At 73.9% G+C, this 18,023-nt stretch carries 15 protein-coding genes; 10 read left to right on the forward strand and 5 right to left on the reverse strand.

The features are described 5' to 3' along the window. Positions 1–701 precede the first annotated feature (701 nt). Complete coding sequence (locus tag IF02_RS0131020) at positions 702–1,565, forward strand: tetratricopeptide repeat protein (RefSeq protein ID WP_030162915.1); 864 nt, start codon at positions 702–704, stop codon at positions 1,563–1,565. Between the two features lie 93 nt (positions 1,566–1,658). On the opposite strand, the gene IF02_RS0131025 is transcribed toward IF02_RS0131020, so the two are convergent. Next, entirely contained in the window at positions 1,659–2,930 is a 1,272-nt protein-coding gene (locus IF02_RS0131025) for a DUF1015 family protein (protein WP_030162916.1), read from the reverse strand. A gap of 128 nt (positions 2,931–3,058) precedes the next feature. On the opposite strand from IF02_RS0131025, the gene IF02_RS0131030 reads away from it, so the two are divergent. From IF02_RS0131030 to IF02_RS0131045, 4 genes are all read left to right on the forward strand, one after another. Then, positions 3,059–4,108 (forward strand): HAD hydrolase-like protein, encoded by a 1,050-nt coding sequence (locus IF02_RS0131030; protein WP_030162917.1) that lies wholly within the window; start codon positions 3,059–3,061, stop codon positions 4,106–4,108. Positions 4,109–4,248: 140 nt separating this feature from the next. Continuing rightward, positions 4,249–5,295, forward strand: a complete 1,047-nt coding sequence (locus IF02_RS0131035) for an iron chelate uptake ABC transporter family permease subunit (protein ID WP_030162922.1) — start codon at positions 4,249–4,251, stop codon at positions 5,293–5,295. A gap of 68 nt (positions 5,296–5,363) precedes the next feature. Further along, complete coding sequence (locus IF02_RS0131040; RefSeq protein WP_051696668.1) at positions 5,364–6,353, forward strand: FecCD family ABC transporter permease; 990 nt, start codon at positions 5,364–5,366, stop codon at positions 6,351–6,353. Next, a complete protein-coding gene (locus IF02_RS0131045; protein ID WP_106977385.1) occupies positions 6,350–7,216 on the forward strand; it encodes an ABC transporter ATP-binding protein in 867 nt (288 codons plus the stop codon). Before IF02_RS0131040 ends, IF02_RS0131045 begins: the two co-directional genes overlap by 4 nt. Here the strand turns inward: IF02_RS0131045 and IF02_RS0131050 are convergent. Beyond that, positions 7,200–7,547 carry an SCP2 sterol-binding domain-containing protein gene (locus IF02_RS0131050; RefSeq protein ID WP_030162925.1) on the reverse strand — a complete coding sequence of 116 codons (348 nt, stop codon included), beginning with the start codon at positions 7,545–7,547 and terminating at the stop codon, positions 7,200–7,202. The genes IF02_RS0131045 and IF02_RS0131050 overlap by 17 nt on opposite strands. 65 nt (positions 7,548–7,612) lie before the next feature. On the opposite strand from IF02_RS0131050, the gene IF02_RS0131055 reads away from it, so the two are divergent. The 5 genes from IF02_RS0131055 to IF02_RS0131075 all read left to right on the forward strand — a co-directional run bounded on the left by IF02_RS0131055 (position 7,613) and on the right by IF02_RS0131075 (position 12,853). Further along, complete coding sequence (locus tag IF02_RS0131055; protein ID WP_030162926.1) at positions 7,613–7,921, forward strand: hypothetical protein; 309 nt, start codon at positions 7,613–7,615, stop codon at positions 7,919–7,921. Positions 7,922–7,928: 7 nt separating this feature from the next. Continuing rightward, positions 7,929–8,744 (forward strand): TlyA family RNA methyltransferase, encoded by an 816-nt coding sequence (locus IF02_RS0131060; protein ID WP_030162927.1) that lies wholly within the window; start codon positions 7,929–7,931, stop codon positions 8,742–8,744. Between the two features lie 56 nt (positions 8,745–8,800). Continuing rightward, positions 8,801–9,706 (forward strand): NAD kinase, encoded by a 906-nt coding sequence (locus IF02_RS0131065; protein WP_030162929.1) that lies wholly within the window; start codon positions 8,801–8,803, stop codon positions 9,704–9,706. Between the two features lie 52 nt (positions 9,707–9,758). Continuing rightward, a complete protein-coding gene (recN, locus tag IF02_RS0131070) occupies positions 9,759–11,522 on the forward strand; it encodes a DNA repair protein RecN (protein WP_078622435.1) in 1,764 nt (587 codons plus the stop codon). A gap of 212 nt (positions 11,523–11,734) precedes the next feature. Next, positions 11,735–12,853, forward strand: coding sequence for a glycosyltransferase family 4 protein (locus IF02_RS0131075; RefSeq protein WP_030162932.1), 1,119 nt, complete (start codon positions 11,735–11,737; stop codon positions 12,851–12,853). Between the two features lie 105 nt (positions 12,854–12,958). Here the strand turns inward: IF02_RS0131075 and IF02_RS0131080 are convergent, their stop codons facing one another. From IF02_RS0131080 to IF02_RS0131090, 3 genes are all read right to left on the reverse strand, one after another. Continuing rightward, on the reverse strand, positions 12,959–14,578 hold the full coding sequence (locus IF02_RS0131080; RefSeq protein WP_030162933.1) for a PucR family transcriptional regulator: 1,620 nt from the start codon (positions 14,576–14,578) through the stop codon (positions 12,959–12,961). 22 nt (positions 14,579–14,600) lie between these two features. Continuing rightward, positions 14,601–15,980, reverse strand: coding sequence for an FAD-binding oxidoreductase (locus IF02_RS0131085; protein ID WP_030162934.1), 1,380 nt, complete (start codon positions 15,978–15,980; stop codon positions 14,601–14,603). Between the two features lie 123 nt (positions 15,981–16,103). Then, positions 16,104–17,909: a glycoside hydrolase family 15 protein gene (locus tag IF02_RS0131090; protein WP_030162936.1), complete on the reverse strand. Its 1,806-nt coding sequence runs from the start codon at positions 17,907–17,909 to the stop codon at positions 16,104–16,106. Positions 17,910–18,023: the final 114 nt, after the last annotated feature.

The following is an 18,023-nucleotide window of genomic DNA, read 5'->3' on the forward strand; positions in this document are numbered from 1 at the left end:
CGTACCCGCGTCGCGATGACGACCGCGGTGGTTTCCGCGGCGGTCGTGACGACCGTGGTGGGGACCGCCCGTCCTACCCGCGCCGCGACGACCGCGGTGGCGACCGTCCCTCGTACCCGCGCCGTGACGACCGGCCCGCCGGTGGCGGCTTCCGCCGTGACGACCGCGGTGAGCGTCCCTCCGGTGGTGGCGGTGGCTTCCGTCGCGACGACCGCGGCGGCGACCGTCCCTCCTACCCGCGTCGCGATGACGACCGCGGTGGTTTCCGCGGCGGTCGTGACGACCGTGGTGGGGACCGTCCCTCCTACCCGCGCCGCGACGACCGCGGTGAGCGTCCCTCCGGTGGTGGCGGCGGCTTCCGCCGTGACGACCGCGGTGGCGACCGTCCGTCGTACCCGCGCCGCGATGACGACCGCGGTGGGCGTCCCTCGTACCCGCGTCGCGATGACGACCGCGGTGGATTCCGCGGCGGTCGTGACGACCGTGGCGGGGACCGCCCGTCCTACCCGCGCCGCGACGACCGCGGTGGCGACCGCGGCGGGTTCCGCGGCCGTGACGACCGTGGCGGCGACCGCGGCGGCTACCGTGGCGGCCGCGACGACCGCGGTGGCGACCGCGACTACCGTGCGGACCGCGACCGGGACCCGGTCAAGCGGCTTCCGATCGACGAGGACGTCACCGGTCTCGAGATCGACGCCGACGTGCGCCAGGAGCTCCTGAGCCTGCCCAAGGGCCTGGCCGAGGAGGTTTCCAGGAACCTCGTCATGGTCGCCCGGCTGATCGACGAGGACCCGGAGCAGGCGTACGCGTACTCGCGCATCGCCCTGCGCCTGGCCTCCCGTGTCGCCGCCGTGCGCGAGGCCGCCGGCTTCGCCGCGTACGCCACGCAGAAGTACAGCGAGGCGCTCGCGGAGTTCCGCGCCGCCAAGCGCATGACCGGATCCGTCGAGCTGTGGCCCGTCATGGCCGACTGCGAGCGCGGCCTCGGCCGCCCCGAGCGCGCGCTGGCCATGGCCGGCGAGCCCGAGGTGCAGAAGCTGGACAAGGCCGGCCAGGTCGAGATGCGCCTGGTCGCCGCCGGTGCGCGGCGGGACATGGGGCAGCTCGACGCCGCCATCGTGACCCTGCAGAGCCCGGAGCTGGCCTCCAACTCCGTCCAGCCGTGGACCGCGCGTCTGCGGTACGCCTACGCGGACGCCCTGCTGGCGGCCGGCCGTGAGGACGAGGCGCGCGAGTGGTTCGCCAAGACGGTCGAGGCGGACAAGGACGGCGCGATGGACGCCTCCGACCGGCTCGCCGAGCTGGACGGGGTCGAGTTCGTCGACGCGCTCGTCGGCGATGAGCCGGACGCGATCGAGGACGAGGACGAGGACGACGAGCAGGACGCCGCCGAGGTGGCTGCCGCCGAGCGTGCCTCCGACCAGGCCGAGTACTACGACGAGGACGACGAGGAGTACGAGCCTCTGGAGCGCTCCGAGGCGGACGCCGACGTCGACGTCACGGACGAGATCGTCGTCGTCGAGGACGAGGACGAGGACGACGCGCAGGACCGCGACAAGGCCTGAGCGCTGAACCGGATCCATTGAGAAAGGGCGGTACCCCTCCGGGGGTACCGCCCTTTTTCGTGTCCGCGGCCGGTTCGAGCCGGTCGGGCCGGGTCAGTCGAGGCTGCGCAGGACCAGGCCGGTGGCCGGCTTCGGGCCGAAGGAGGTGGACTTGCGGGGCATCGTGACGCCCTGGCGGGCCAGGTCCCGGACGACCGCCTCCCGTACGGGGTGCAGCAGGACCGCGGTGCCGCCGTGGCGCTCGGCCATGTCGACGGTGGCCGCCGCGTCGTGGATGTACGTGATCTGGTCCGGGGTGTCCGGGATCTGCCACAGGGTGTCGAGCAGGGTCGCGTGCAGGACGGTCGCGTCCAGGCGGCGCCAGGCCTCGGGGCGGTCGCGCCGTACGGTGCGCTCCAGGAGGTCCAGGTCAGGGTCGGTGACCAGGTGGAAGGAGCCGTCGCCGGCCAGCAGGAAGGCGTTGCCGCGCTCGGCGGCGTCGGCGAGGGCCTCCAGGGCGAGCGGCAGCGGGCCGTCGACCGGGCGGACCAGGAAGTGGCCCTCGACGGCGGCCAGGGCGTCCGCGACCGGGAGGCGGCGCAGCATCCGGTGGATGGCGCGGACCTGGAGCGGGTAGCGGGCGGTGTCCACGAGGAGGACCAGGCCGAAGTCCCAGTCGGTGGGGGACTGGTGTTCCTCCTGGAGGCGCAGGTACGTCGCCCAGCGGTGGTGGCCGTCGGCGATGAGGGCCTGGCGGTGGCCGAGGTCGGCGGTGACCGCGGCCAGGTCGGCGGGATCCGTGATGGCCCAGAGCCGGTGCCGGAAGCCGTCCTCGGTGGTGGTGGCCAGCAGGGGCGGGCTTGCGGCGATCCGCTCGACGACCGCCGTCGCGCCGGCCGCGGGGTCGCCGCCGAGGTAGGTGAGGAGGAGGGGCTCCAGATTGGCCGAAGCGGCCCGCATCAGGCCGGCCCGGTCGGTGACCACGTCGGGCATGACGTCCTCGTGCGGGAGGACGATGCCGGCGTCGGGCTTCGAGAGGGCGAGGGCGCCGATCAGGCCGCGCTGCAGCACGTTCCCCTTGCGCTGCTCGTAGACGTAGAGCGCGGGCTCGGGGTCGGGGCTGAGGACGCCCTTGGAGAGCCAGTCGTGCAGGGTGTGCGCGGCCTGTTCGTTGCGCTCGGCGGGGGTGTCGGCCTGCGGGAGGATCAGGCGGACGATGTTGTGCGGGTCGGCGGACTCGAGGTGGTCGACGCCGTCGGGGCGTACGACCACGTCGTACGGCGGTGAGGTGACGGCGGCCAGGCTGCCGACACGCTCCGGGTCATAGCGCAGTCCATGGAAGGGGATCAGGCGCAGCCCGTCGTCCGCGGTACCAGGTGTGGTCATTGGTGCATGGTAAGACGCGTCTCGCGATGCGGGATGATCGGGTGAGGAAGACCGCAGCGCACACGCGGTCGGTATCGGTCACGGACGTACGGACCGGTCGAGGATCGAGCGGACAGGGAGCCGACAGGATGACCCGGCAGAGCAGGACGAGTCCGGCGGGCAGCGAGCGCAGCCTGCACCAGGCGTACGACACGGCCCTGCTGGACCTGGACGGCGTGGTGTACGCGGGCGGCGAGGCGATCGCGTACGCGGCGGAGTCCCTCGCCGCGGCACGGGCCGGCGGGATGCATCTCGCGTACGTCACGAACAACGCGCTGCGGACCCCGGAGGCGGTCGCCGGGCACCTGGGCGAGCTGGGGATCCCGACCGAGGCCGGCGAGGTGATCACGTCGGCGCAGGCGGTGGCCCGGCTGATCTCGGAGCAGGTGGAGCCGGGGTCGAAGGTGCTGGTGATCGGCGGGGAGGGGCTGCGGGTCGCGCTGCGCGAGCGGGGGCTCGTACCGGTGGAGTCCGCCGACGAGGAGGGCCTCGCGGCGGTCGTCCAGGGGTACGGGGGCCCGGATCTGCCGTGGTCGCGGTTCGCGGAGGCCTCGTACGCGATCCACCGCGGGGTGCCGTGGTACGCGTCGAACACAGATCTGACGATTCCGGGGGCGCGGGGGATCGGGCCCGGCAACGGGGCCGCGGTGGAGGTCGTACGGATCGCCACGGGCGCGGAGCCGCAGGTGGCGGGGAAGCCGCTGCCCCCGATGCACCGGGAGACGGTGCTGCGGACGGGGGCGGAGCGGCCGCTGGTGGTCGGGGACCGGCTGGACACGGACATCGAGGGCGCGTTCAACGGGGACGTGGACTCGCTGCTGGTGCTGACCGGGGTGACGGACGCGGCGCAGCTGCTGCGGGCCGAGCCGAGGCACCGGCCGACGTACGTGGACCGGGATCTGCGCGGGCTGCTGACGGGGCAGCCGGAGGTCGTGGCGGCGGGGGAGGGTTTCCGCTGCGGGGGCTGGACCGCGGTGGCGGTGGCGGGCGTACTGGAGCTGCGGGGCGAGCACGATCCGGTGGACCCGCTCGACCCGGTCGACGGGCTGCGGGCGCTGTGCGCGGCGGCGTGGACGCAGGCGGGGGACGGCTCGTGCACGCTGGACGCGGGGAAGGCGCTGGCCCGGATCGGGCTGTAGGCGGGGCGGGAGCAGGGCCGGGGCCCGGGGGTGTTCGCGGGGCGTGCGCGGCGCGTCCCGGCGGGCCGTCCGGCGGTGGTCCGCGGGTATCCCCGGCTCCTCAGGGCCAGTTCAGGAGCAGGGTAGGCTAACCTAACTCCGTGTTGGTCGAGAGTCCCCCTGAACAGAGCGCGGCGCCGGTCGCCGCCATCCGCCCGCGGCACGCCGCGCGCGCCGCCGGTCTGCTCGGCGCCCTCGTGGTGCTGGCGCTGATCGCGGTGGCGAGCATCGCCGTGGGCGCCAAGCAGATACCCCTCGACCAGGTCTGGCACGGCCTGTTCCACTACGCAGGGACCCCCTCCGACGTGGTGGTGCGCGATCTGCGGGTCCCGCGCACCCTCCTCGGGCTGATGGTCGGGCTCGGGCTCGGCCTCTCCGGCGCCGTGATGCAGGCGCTGACCCGCAATCCGCTGGCCGAGCCGGGCATCCTCGGCGTCAACGCGGGCGCCGCGGCCGCCGTGGTCTCGGCGATCACCTTCCTCGGGGCCTCCACGCTCAGCGAGTTCGTGTGGTGGGCCTTCCTCGGCGCCGCCGTCGTCTCCGTCGTGGTCTACGTACTCGGCGGCAGCCGCAGCGCGACGCCGGTGCGCCTCGCGCTCGCCGGTACGGCGGCCAGCGCGGCCCTGGTCGGCTACATCAACGCCGTGCAGCTGATGGACAGCAAGGCGCTGGACAAGCTGCGCTTCTGGACCGTGGGCTCCCTGGCCTCCGCCAACATGGACACCGTCCGGCAGGTGGCGCCGTTCCTGCTGGTGGGCGCGTTGATCGCGCTCACGCTGGGCCGGCCGCTCAACGCGATGGCCATGGGCGACGACACCGCGCGGGCCCTCGGCGCCCATCTGACGCGGACCCGGATCGGCGCGATGGTGGCCATCACCCTGCTGTGCGGGGCGGCGACGGCCGCCTGCGGGCCGATCGTCTTCATCGGGCTGATGATCCCGCACCTGGTGCGGATCATCACCGGTCCGGACATGCGGTGGGTGCTCGCCTACTCGGCGGTCCTCTCCCCGGTGCTGCTGCTGGGCGCGGACGTCGTCGGCCGGGTCGTCACCCGGCCCGCCGAGCTCCAGGTCGGCATCGTCACCGCGCTGATCGGCGGACCCGTCTTCATCTACCTCGTCCGGCGCAAGAGGATGGCCCAGCTGTGACCGTCGACCTTCGGGCGGACAAGCCCGGATCCCGTGCCCTGCGCGGCCCCGGCGGGCTGTCCCTGCGGATGGAGCCGCGTGCGCTGGCGGTCGGGCTGCTGCTCACCGCGGCCGCGCTGGCGATGGCCGTCGTCCTCATCGGCACCGGCGACTTCGAGATCGCGCCGTGGGACGTCGTACAGACCCTGCTGGGCAACGGCACGCCGGCCAACGACTTCATCGTCAACGACCTGCGGCTGCCGCGGGTGCTGGTCGCCCTGCTGGTGGGCGCCGCGCTCGGCATGGCGGGCGCCGTCTTCCAGTCCGTCTCCCGCAACCCGCTCGGCTCCCCGGACCTGCTCGGCTTCGGCTACGGCTCGGCGGTCGGCGCGCTCACCGTGATCGTCCTGTTCAAGGGCGACGCGAACGCGGTCGCGGGGGGAGCGCTGGCGGGCGGGCTGCTCAGCGGCGTCCTCGTGTACCTGCTGTCGTACCGGCGGGGCATCCACGGCTACCGGCTGGTGCTGGTCGGCATCGGCGCCTCGGCGATGCTCGTCGCCGTCATCAACTACCTCCTGACCAAGGCGCAGCTCGTCGAGGCCACCCGCGCGATGGTCTGGCTGACCGGATCGCTCGCCGGCCGGGACTGGAGCCAGGTCTGGCCCCTGCTGGGGACCTGCGCGGTGCTGTTCCCGCTGGTCCTCGGGCAGGGCAGGGCCCTGCGGATGATGGAGATGGGCGACGACGCCGCGTACGCCCTCGGAGTACGGGTGGAACGTACGCGGATGCTGCTGATGCTGGCGGCGGTCCTGCTGACCACCGCGGCGGCCGCGGCCGCCGGGCCCATCTCCTTCGTGGCCCTGGCCGCGCCCCAGCTGGCCCGGCGCCTGACCCGCTCGCCCGGGTCGAGCCTGCTCACCGGCGCGCTGATGGGCTCCGTCCTGCTGCTCGTGTCCGACTGGGCCTCGCAGCGCGCCTTCGGCGCCGACCAGCTGCCGGTGGGCGTGGTGACAGGGCTGGTCGGCGGCGTCTACCTGCTCTGGCTGCTCGTCACCGAGCGCAAGGCGGGACGTATATGAGCACGGACACGAGCAACTCAAGGAGTACGCAGGTGCAGCGGCTGACCGCGCAGAACGTGACCCTCGGCTACGACCAGCGGGTCATCGCCGAGAACCTGTCGGTGGAGATCCCCGACCACTCGTTCACGGTGATCGTCGGACCCAACGCGTGCGGCAAGTCCACGCTGCTGCGGGCCCTGTCGCGGATGCTGAAGCCGTCCGCGGGGCAGGTGCTGCTGGACGGGCAGGCCATCGGGTCGATGCCGGCCAAGAAGGTCGCCAAGACGCTGGGGCTGCTGCCGCAGTCCTCGATCGCGCCGGACGGGATCACGGTCGCCGACCTGGTCTCCCGCGGCCGGTACCCGCACCAGGGGCTGCTGCGGCAGTGGTCGCCGCAGGACGAGCGGATCGTCCGGGAGTCGATGGCCTCGACCGGGGTCGCCGAGCTCGCGGACCGCTCGGTGGACGAGCTGTCGGGCGGACAGCGCCAGCGGGTGTGGATCGCGATGGCGCTGGCGCAGCAGACACCGCTGCTGCTGCTGGACGAGCCGACCACGTACCTGGACATCCAGCACCAGATCGACGTGCTGGACCTGTGCGCGGAGCTGCACGAGGAGCAGGGGCGGACCCTGGTGGCCGTGCTGCACGACCTCAACCACGCGGCCCGCTACGCCACGCACCTGATCGCGATGCGCGGGGGCAGGGTCGTGGCGGAGGGGCCGCCGGCCGAGGTGGTCACGGCGGAGCTGGTGGAGAAGGTGTTCGGCCTGCGCTGCCAGATCATCGACGACCCGGAGACGGGCACCCCGCTGGTGATCCCGGCGGCGCGCAAGCCGAAGGTGCCGGCCGGGCGCCTGACGACGGGGACTACAGCAGGCTCTTGAGGCGGAGCAGGTCGCGGAAGCCGGCCTCCAGACGGACCCGGCCGGAGGCCCAGGCCTTGGCGAACTTCAGCTCGCCCGCGACCATCGCCACCAGGTCGTCGCCCGTCATCGCGAGCCGGATCTCGGCCTTCGCGGCGGGCGGACCGGGGGAGACCGCGTCCACCCGGATCCGGCCGCCTTCGAGGCGCCCGGTGAAGGTCCGGTCCAGGTCCGTGATGTGGCAGCTCAGGGAGCGGTCCATCGCGGCGGCGCCGCGCACACCGCCGTCGGCCTGCGCGAGGTTGCCGGAAAGTCTGTCCAGTGCGGCTCGGCACTCATCGATCGTAGCCATCGTGATCTCGACCGTACCGCAGAGCCGTACGTGGCCGCCCGGGTGCTTCGGGGTAGCGTCGGGGCATGACCGACGACATGGCCGACGTACCGGAAGCGGCGCAAGCGGCGCAAGCGGCCGAAGCGGCGCCGGAGGTGCCGGATTCCCCGGAGGCCTCCGGGGAAGGGGAAGCGGCGCCCGAGCCCCTGGGGCTCGTCCGTACGCCCACCGGCCACGCCGGGGTGGACGCGCGCCTGGAGCGGCTGGCCGAAGCCGACCACCTCACGGCGGACGGACACCTCGCGGTGTACGAGGATGTGCACAGGGGGTTGCGCGACGCGCTGACCGCGCTGGACGCACCGCCCGTCCCCGGACCGTACGAAAACAGGAGCTGAACCGAACGTGGCAGGAGTGGCACGCCGCCGCCTGGACGCCGAACTGGTACGCCGCAGCATGGCCCGCTCGCGCGAGCACGCCGCCCAGCTGATCGCCGCGGGCCGGGTGACCGTCGGCGGCGCCACCGCGACCAAGGCGGCCACCCAGGTCGAGACCAGCGCGGCCCTCGTCGTCCTCAAGGACGACAGCGACCCCGACTACGTCTCCCGGGGCGGCCACAAGCTCGCCGGCGCGCTCGCGGCCTTCCAGCCGCAGGGGCTGGCCGTCGAGGGCCGCCGGGCGCTGGACGCCGGCGCCTCCACCGGCGGGTTCACGGACGTGCTGTTGCGCGCGGGCGTGGCCCACGTCATGGCCGTCGACGTCGGCTACGGGCAGCTCGCCTGGTCGCTGCAGAGCGACGACCGGGTCACCGTCAAGGACCGTACGAACGTCCGCGAGCTGACGGTCGAGCAGCTCGACGGGGTCCCGGTGGACCTCGTCGTAGGCGACCTGTCCTTCATCTCCATCGGCCTGGTGCTGCCGGCCCTGGTGCGCTGCTGCGCGCCGGACGCGGACCTGGTGCTGATGGTCAAGCCGCAGTTCGAGGTCGGCAAGGACCGGCTCGGCAGCGGCGGCGTCGTGCGCAGCCCGGAGCTGCGGGCGGAGGCCGTGCGCGAGGTGGCGGCCCGGGCGGCGAAGCTGGGGCTGGGGGTTCTCGGGGTGACCGCGAGTCCGCTGCCCGGTCCGTCGGGGAACGTCGAGTACTTTCTGTGGCTGCGGGCGGGGGCACCGGCACTCGACCCGGCGGATGTCGACCGTGCAGTGGCGGAGGGGCCTCAGTGACTGAATCAGCGGACAGGTCGTCGGATACCACGAACAACTCACACGACTCGGAATCAGTGGTTCCGGGGCGGGGGCGGACCGTCTTCCTCCTCGCGCACACAGGGCGGCCGGCGGCCATCCGAAGCGCCGAGCTGGTGGTACAGGGGCTGCTCAAGAACGGTCTGGGCGTACGGGTCGTCGAGTACGAGGCGAGGGACCTGCCGCTGCCGCCCGAGGTGGAGCTGGTGGCCGAGTGCACCCCCAAGGTGCTCGAAGGCTGCGAGCTGCTGATCGTGCTGGGCGGCGACGGGACCCTGCTGCGCGGTGCGGAGTTCGCGCGCGGCTCGGGGGTGCCGATGCTGGGCGTGAACCTGGGCCGGGTGGGATTCCTCGCGGAGGCGGAGCGGGACGACCTGGACAAGGTCGTGGACCGGGTCGTGACGCGGGAGTACGAGGTCGAGGAGCGGATGACCCTCGACGTGCTCGTCCGGACGAACGGCGACGTGATCCACCGGGACTGGGCGCTGAACGAGGCCGCGGTCCAGAAGGTGTCCCCCGAGCGGATGCTCGAAGTGGTCCTGGAGATCGACGGGCGCCCGGTGTCCGGGTTCGGCTGCGACGGGATCGTCTGCGCGACCCCGACCGGTTCGACGGCGTACGCCTTCTCCGCGGGCGGGCCGGTGGTCTGGCCGGAGGTGGAGGCGCTGCTGATGGTGCCGATCAGCGCGCACGCGCTGTTCGCGAAGCCGCTGGTCACCTCGCCGGACTCGGTGCTGGCGGTGGAGGTGCAGCAGGGGGTTCCGCACGGGGTGCTGTGGTGCGACGGCCGCCGGATGCTGGAGCTGCCGGCCGGGGCCCGGGTGGAGGTCCGGCGGGGGGCGGTGCCGGTGCGGCTCGCCCGGCTGCACCACGCGTCGTTCACGGACCGGCTGGTCGCGAAGTTCGCGCTGCCGGTGTCGGGGTGGCGCGGGGCGCCTCGCTGAGAGCCCGCCTAATAGCACATGCGTTCGGGAAACTCCCGACGGGTGACGTCACATGGCATCGGTGAAACCTCGGTATCGTCGTCCCGTGCTTGAGGAGATGCGGATACGGTCGCTCGGGGTCATCGACGACGCGGTGGTCGAGCTGTCGCCCGGTTTCACCGCGGTGACCGGCGAGACCGGCGCGGGCAAGACGATGGTCGTCACCAGCCTCGGCCTGCTGCTCGGCGGTCGCGCCGACCCGGCCCTGGTGCGGATCGGGGCCAAGGCGGCGGTCGTGGAGGGCCGCATCGTCATGCGCCCCGGCGCGCCCGCCGCCGTACGCGCCGAGGAGGCCGGGGCCGAGCTCGACGAAGGCGCCCTGCTGATCAGCCGGACCGTGTCCGCCGAGGGGCGCTCGCGCGCCCACGTCGGCGGCCGCTCCGTGCCCGTCGGCCTGCTCGGCGAACTCGCGGACGACCTGGTCGCCGTACACGGGCAGACCGACCAGCAGGGGCTGCTGCGGCCGGCCCGGCAGCGCCAGGCCCTCGACCGGTACGCGGGAGACGCCGTCGCCGTCCCGCTGGAGAAGTACGGGGCCGCCTACCGGCGGCTGCGCGCGGTCGCCGTCGAACTCGACGAGATCACCACCCGGGCCCGGGAACGGGCCCAGGAGGCCGACCTGCTGCGCTTCGGCCTGGAGGAGATCGCGGCCGTGGAGCCGCTGGCCGGCGAGGACGCCGAGCTGGCGGCGGAGGCCGAGCGGCTCGGCCACGCCGAATCGCTGGCCTCGGCGGCGCAGATCGCGCACGGGGCGCTCGCCGGCGACGTCGAGGACCCGGAGGGCGTCGACGCGAACACGCTCGTCGCCGGCGCGCACCGGGCCCTGGACGCCGTACGGTCGCACGACCCGGCGCTCGGCGCGCTCGCGGAGCGGATCGGGGAGCTCGGGATCCTGCTGGCCGACGTGGCCGGGGAACTGGCCGGGTACGCGGACGACCTGGACGCCGATCCGCTGCGGCTGGCCGCGGTGGAGGAGCGGCGGGCGGCGCTGACCCAGCTGACGCGCAAGTACGGCGACTCGATCGACTCCGTGCTGGAGTGGGCCGAGCGCGGTTCGGTGCGGCTGCTGGAGCTGGACGGCGACGACGAGCGGATCACCGAGCTGACCGCCGAGCGGGACGGGCTGCGGGCCGAACTGTCGCTGCTGGCACAGGCGCTGACGGACGCCCGGGTGGAGGCGGCGACGCGGTTCGCTTCGGCCGTCACGGAGGAGCTGGCCTCGCTGGCGATGCCGCACGCGCGGGTGACGATCGACATCCGGCAGGTGGAGGACCCCGAGGGCGTGGAGGTCGACGGCCGTCCGGTCGCGTACGGGCCTTCGGGCACGGACGAGGTCGAACTGCTGCTGGCCCCGCACCCGGGAGCCCAGCCGCGGCCGATCGCCAAGGGTGCCTCGGGCGGTGAGCTGTCGCGCGTGATGCTGGCGGTGGAGGTCGTGTTCGCCGGCTCCGACCCGGTGCCGACGTACCTCTTCGACGAGGTCGACGCGGGCGTCGGCGGCAAGGCGGCCGTCGAGGTCGGGCGGCGGCTCGCGAAGCTCGCGAAGTCGGCGCAGGTCGTGGTCGTCACGCACCTGCCGCAGGTGGCCGCCTTCGCGGACCGGCAGCTGCTGGTGGAGAAGACCAACGACGGATCGGTGACCAGGAGCGGGGTCAAGATCCTGGAGGGCGAGGACCGCGTCCGCGAGCTCTCGCGCATGCTGGCGGGCCACGAGGACTCGGTCTCCGCGCGGGCGCACGCGGAGGAACTCCTGGCGGCGGCGCGCGCGGACGCGTAGCGGCTGCCATAGGCCGAGAGGGCCCGGGACGGCATCCGTCCCGGGCCCTCGGCGCGCGCCGGGAAGGTGACGGGCGCTACGCCGTGTGGGTGAGGCTCGGGGGCGCGTGACGGTATCTCCTGCGGGATCCGCACCCGTATGGTCCCGGAACGCACGTGCGGACTGGCATCCTGGGCGACGTCTCTGCCTCCCTCACCCTGGAGCTTCGGCCCGTGAGCAGCTCCCCGGTCTCGATCCCGGTCCCCGCACAGCCGTACGGGCGGCCGCCGCTCCGCACCGTCCAGGTACTCGGCGGCGCCAGCGCGGGCAGCAGCGCGCACGTACGGTCGCTGACGACCGGGCTCGCCGCGCGCGGGGTACGGGTCACGGTGTGCGCGCCCGTGGAGGCGGAGGGGGAGTACGACTTCACCGGCGCGGGGGCGCAGTTCACCCCGGACGCGGTGAGTGCGCTGCGGGCCGTGTGCGCCGGGGCGGACGTGGTGCACGCGCACGGGGTGCGGGCCGGGATGCGGGCCGCGCTGGCGCTGCGCGGGCGCCGGGTGCCGCTGGTGGTGACCTGGCAGGGCGGCGGGCCGGCGGCCGAAGGGGCGTTCGGGCGGCTGGGGCGGGTGCTGGAACGGCATGTGGCGCGGGCCGCGGCCGTGGTGCTGGGCGCTTCGTCGGACCAGGTGGACCTGGCGCGGGCGCGCGGTGCGCGGGACGCGCGGCTGGCGCCGGTGGCCGTGCCGATGGGGCAGACCGGCCCGGACGCCGGGGCGGACCCCGGCAAGGCGCGGGCGGAACTGGGCGCGGTGGAACGGCCGTTGCTGATCGCGGTCGGGAGCCTGGTGGAGCACCGGGGGTACTCGGTGTTGCTGGACGCGGCGCGGGCGTGGCGGGTGCTGGAGCCGCTGCCGCTGGTGGTGATCGCGGGGGAGGGCCCGCAGCGGGCCGAACTGGCCCGGCGGATCGAGGCCGAGGGGCTGCCGGTACGGCTGCTGGGGCGCCGCCGCGACGCCGCGCAGCTGCTGGCGGCGGCGGACGTGGCGGTGCTGCCGAGCCGGTGGGAGGCGCGGTCCCTGCTGGCGCAGGAGGCACTGCGGGCGGGGGTACCGCTGGTCGCGACGGCGGTCGGGGGCGTCCCGGAGCTGATCGGGGAGGCGGGGGTGCTGGTGCCGTACGGGGACGCGGCCGCCCTGTCCTCGGCGGTGACGGACCTCCTCGCGGACCCGCCCCGCCGCGCCGCCCTCGCCGCAGCGGGCCACGCCCAGGCGGCCACCTGGCCCACGGAGGACGACACGGTGGCCCAGATCCTGTCGGTCTACGACGAGCTGATGGACCGACTCAAGTAGCCGCAGCCGCCCACAGGGCGTGCGGCTGCGCAGGGGTCTGGGGCGGAGCCCCGGGGGCGGGGAGCCGCCCTGGCGCCGAGCCGCGCGAGCGGCGCGAGCGGCGCGTCAAGAAGGTACGTGGCGGCGGGCGCGGAGGGCCAGGCTCAGGGAGAGGACCGTCTCCGGGTCGTCCAGGTCCGTGCCCAGGAGCTCCGAGATGCGGGCCAGGCGGTTGTACAGGGTCTGGCGGTTGAGGTGCAGCTCGCGCGCCGTCTCCGCCTTGCGGCCCGCGTGGGCCAGGTACGTCTCCAGGGTCGGGAGGAGGGGCGGGCGGGACGTCAGGTCGTGGGTCCGCAGTGCGCCGATCGCCCGGTCCACGAACGCCGCCAGGTCGGGATGCTCACGCAGCCGCCACAGGAGCAGGTCGATGTCCAGGCGGCGGGCGTCGTACCAGGGGCGGGAGGGCAGCCCGTGCGCCGCCGTGGCGGTCTCCGCCGCGTGCCGCAGGCCCGACGAGGCGGCGGCCCAGCCGCCCGCCACGCCCACCACCACCGCCGGCGGGGCCGCCGCGCGGTCCAGGCCGGCCCGCTCCACGCCCGCCCGGAGGGCGGCGGCCACGCGGTCCGCCACCGTCGTGCGTTCCGACTCGGAGCGCAGGGAGACCAGCAGGGGTACCCGGCCTTCCACCGGGCGTACGCCCAGGAGCACCGGTACGCCCACCGAGGAGAGCTCCTCCAGGACCGCCCTGGCCAGGACCGCCCAGTTGCCCGACGGGCCCAGGTCCGAAGACAGGCGCATCACCACCGGCAGGAGCGGGCCCGACCCCGGTTTGAAGCCCAGTACGCGGGCCTGCGCCGGGGCGTCCTCCGCCGAGATGCGGCCCTCCGCCAGGTCCGTCAGGAAGTCGCCGCGGCCGCGCGCCGCCAGTTCGTCCTCCTGGCGGGCCTGCATCAGGACCACGGCCAGTACCCCCGCCGTCCGTTCCGCCGCCATCCGGTGGACGGGCAGCAGCGGCGCCGACACGCCCAGCAGGACCACCCGGGCGCGGACCGAGCCCGTGCCGTGGCCGCCGCCGGGCACGTCGATCAGGACCGCGTTCGCCGACGGCTCCGCCTCGCGCTGGCCCCGCAGCCCCTCCCAGACCTGGAGCGGGTCCGCCGCGGCTTCCCCGGAGACCGGGCCGGCCGCGTACAGGAGCTGCCCGTCGGGGGTCTCCAGGAACACCGGGTTGCCCGTGAAGTCGGCCAGGATGTGCAGGACTTGGGGGATCCCGCCACCGCTGAGCAGGGCCTCCGTGCACCGCCGGTGCACCTCCTCGGCCCGCTGGAGCAGGGCGTAGTGGTGGTTGACGATCTCGGTGTGGATCTCCTCCGTGACCGCCACGAACGGCACCTCGCGGTGGAGCTGCACGAGCGGCAGGCCGGCCGCCCGGGCCGTCTCGACGAGCGTCGCCGGGAGCCGGGTGAAGCGCGGGCCCAGCTCGACCACCAGCGCGGCGATCCCCCGGTCCGCGAGGCGCCGTACGAAGGCACGCTGCTCGGCGGGGCGGGTGCCGAGGCCCAGCCCCGTGGTCAGCAGCAGCTCCCCGCCCTTGAGCAGGGAGGCGATGTTCGGCACCTCGCCCGCGTGCACCCAGCGCACGGTCCGGCCCAGACGGTCGGCGCAGGCCACCACCTCCGGCAGTCCGCTGCGCAGTCCGGGCAGTTCCAGTGCCCGCTGAACGGTGATCCCGCCCTGGTTGTCCATGTCGCGGGACGCTACCAGGGGGTCAGGCCGGCTTGATGTTGTGGTTGAAGCGGAAGACGTTGTCCGGATCGTACGTCCGCTTCACCGCGCCCAGCCTGGCCAGATTCTCCGCGCCGAGACCGGCCGCCACGCGCTCGGAACCCTCGTCGCCGGTGAAGTTGAGGTAGACCGCGCCGGTGCTCCACGGCCGCACGTGGGCGCAGACGTCCTTCACCCACCGCACGGCGCGCTCGTCCTCGGCCGGGTCCTCCCAGATGCCGAACGGGTGCGCGGCCCAGGGCGCGTCCCGGTACGGAACGGGGAACTCCGACGGCCCGTCCGCGATGGCCCCGCCCAGCGGGAACAGCACGTGCTGGGTCCCGCCCGTCGGCATCACGTTCCCGAGGGCGCAGAAGACGCTGACGAGTTCGTCCGGCATGCCGGTCAGGTACTCCGCGGACCAGTAGTTCCGCAGGCCCGGCGGGTCGTCCAGCATGCACTGGAAGTCCGCGTAGGGCAGGGCGGTGAGCACCTCCACCTCGTGCGGCAGTGCGAGCAGCGGCGCCGCCAGCTTGCGCAGCGCCTCCTCGTCGCCCGCGTACGTGAGCAGGGCGCCCGCCATCAGGGTCCCGACCAGGTGCTGCGGTACGAAGGGCTCCGGCGGGGCGGTCAGGTAGATCATGCCGCCGCCCGCCTCGGCGGGGCCGTTCTCGATGACGTCGCGGTAGGTGTGCAGGACCTCGGGCCCGGCCTCCAGGGGGTACAGCAGCATGCAGATCGCGAACTCGGGGAGCTCGTGCAGGCGTAGCGTGATCGAGGTCGCGACCCCGAAGTTCCCGCCGCCGCCGTGCAGGGCCCAGAACAGCTCCGGGTTGTCCTCGGCAGTGGCCGTCAGGGTGCTGCCGTCGGCGGTGACCAGGTCCACGCCGAGCAGGTTGTCGACGGCCAGCCCGAACTTGCGGTCCAGCCAGCCGGAGCCGCCGCCGAGGGTGAAGCCGGTGACCCCGGTGGTGGAGACCCGGCCGCCGGTGGTGGCGAGCCCGTACGGCTGGCAGGCACGGTCCAGCACGCTCATCACCGCGCCGCCCCCGACGCGTACGGCCTTCGCCCCCGGGTGGACCGTGACCTCCTGCATCCGGCGCATGTCGACGACCACGCCGCCGTCGTTGAGGGACATCCCCGCGACGCTGTGGCCGCCGCCGCGCACGGCAATGGGCAGGTCCAGCTCACGGGCGAACCGGACGGTGGTGACGACGTCCGCCTCGCTCTCGCACCGGGCGATGACCGCGGGCCGGCGGTCGACCATCGCGTTGAAGACCGTCCGGGCCTCCTCGTACCCGGGATCGCCGGGAGCGAAGACCTCACCGGCCAGATCCTCGCGGAGCACGGTCAGGGCCTGGCCGGCCTTCGAGGTGGGCGCCATGGCTCACCCCTCCTTCGGGAGGAGGCATAGGACCATTCCAGCGTAGGCGGGGCCGGGTGCAGCCGCGCGGCGCGGAGGTTCGGGGGCAGCCCCCGAACCCCATCGCCTCCGGAACGCCCGGCCTCAGCCCCCGTACGCCCCGCTCGCCGTCAGGCGCAGGGCCGTGTCGATCAGGGGGACGTGGCTGAACGCCTGGGGGAAGTTGCCGACCTGGCGCTGGAGGCGCGGGTCCCACTCCTCGGCCAGCAGTCCCAGGTCGTTGCGGAGCGCCAGCAGCCGCTCGAACAGCTGCCGCGCCTCGTCGACCCGGCCGATCATCGCCAGGTCGTCCGCCATCCAGAACGAGCACGCGAGGAACGCCCCCTCGTCGCCCTCGAGGCCGTCCACGCCCGCCTCGTCGCCGGTCGTCGGGTAGCGCAGGATGAACCCGTCGGGGGTCGACAGCTCGCGCTGGATCGCCTCGATCGTCCCGATGACCCGCTTGTCGTCCGGCGGCAGGAAGCCCATCTGCGGAATCAGCAGCAGGGAGGCGTCCAGCTCCTTCGACCCGTACGACTGGGTGAACGTGTTGCGCTCCTTGTCGTAGCCCTTCTCGCACACGTCCTGGTGGATCTCGTCGCGCATCTCGCGCCACCGCTCCAGCGGGCCGTCCGCGTCCCCGCTCTCGATCAGCTTGATCGTGCGGTCCACGGCCACCCACGCCATGACCTTGGAGTGCACGAAGTGGCGGCGCGGGCCGCGCACCTCCCAGATGCCCTCGTCCGGCTGGTCCCAGTGCTCCTCCAGGTAGCGGATCAGCTTCAACTGGAGCACCGAGGCGTAGTCGTTGCGCGCCAGGCCCGTCATGTGGCCCAGGTGCAGGGCCTCGGTGACCTCGCCGTACACGTCCAGCTGGAGCTGGTGCGCGGCGCCGTTGCCGACCCGGACCGGGCGGGAGTTCTCGTACCCGGGCAGCCAGTCCAGCTCGGTCTCGCCGAGTTCCCGCTCGCCGGCGATCCCGTACATGATCTGGAGGTTCTCCGGGTCCCCGGCGACCGCGCGCAGCAGCCACTCGCGCCAGGCCTGGGCCTCTTCGCGGTAGCCGGTGCGCAGCAGCGAGGACAGGGTGATGGCGGCGTCGCGCAGCCAGGTGTAGCGGTAGTCCCAGTTCCGGACGCCGCCGATCTCCTCCGGGAGCGAGGTGGTGGGCGCGGCGACGATGCCGCCGGTGGGGCCGTACGTGAGCGCCTTGAGGGTGATCAGGGAGCGGATCACGGCTTCGCGGTAGGGGCCGTGGTACGTGCAGTGGTCGACCCACTCGCGCCAGAACGCGGTGGTGGTCGCCAGCGCCTCCTGCGCGTCGGGGGTCTCCGGCGCGCCCTTGTGGGAGGGCTGCCAGCTGATGCAGAAGGCCTTGCGGTCGCCGGGGCCGACGGTGAAGTCGGAGTACGTCGTCAGGTCCTTGCCGTACGTCTGCGCGTCGGTGTCCAGCCAGACCGAATCGGGGCCCGCGACGGCGACGGTGCGCCCGTCGACCTTGTGCACCCAGGGCACGACCCGGCCGTAGCTGAAGCGCATGCGCAGCGCGGAGCGCATCGGGACGCGCCCGCTGACGCCCTCGACGATGCGCACGAGCTGCGGCGCGTGGTCCTCGCGGGGCGGCATGAAGTCGGTCACGCGGACCGTGCCGCGCGGCGTGTCCCACTCCGATTCCAGGATGAGCGAGTCGCCCTGGTAGCGGCGGCGGGTCGCCGCGGGGGCTTCGGCGCCCCCGTGGAACGCCGGGCCGATGCGCCAGAAGCCGTGATCCTCCGTTCCGAGGATGCTCGCGAAGACGGCATGGGAGTCGAAACGGGGCAGACACAGCCAGTCCACCGATCCGTCCCGGCAGACCAGCGCGGCGGTCTGCATGTCCCCGATCAGTGCGTAATCCTCGATGCGCCCGGACACGTTAGATCTCCCAGTCGAACGGCCACGTCCGCCCCGAAGGGCGCTTGCATTGCGCGGTTGCGCGGTCCCGTGGGTATGGATCCCCGCACTGAGCTCATGATTCCGGATGCGGCC

Origin of the sequence: Streptomyces sp. NRRL S-244, from assembly GCF_000717915.1 — a bacterium.
GTDB lineage: Bacteria > Actinomycetota > Actinomycetes > Streptomycetales > Streptomycetaceae > Streptomyces.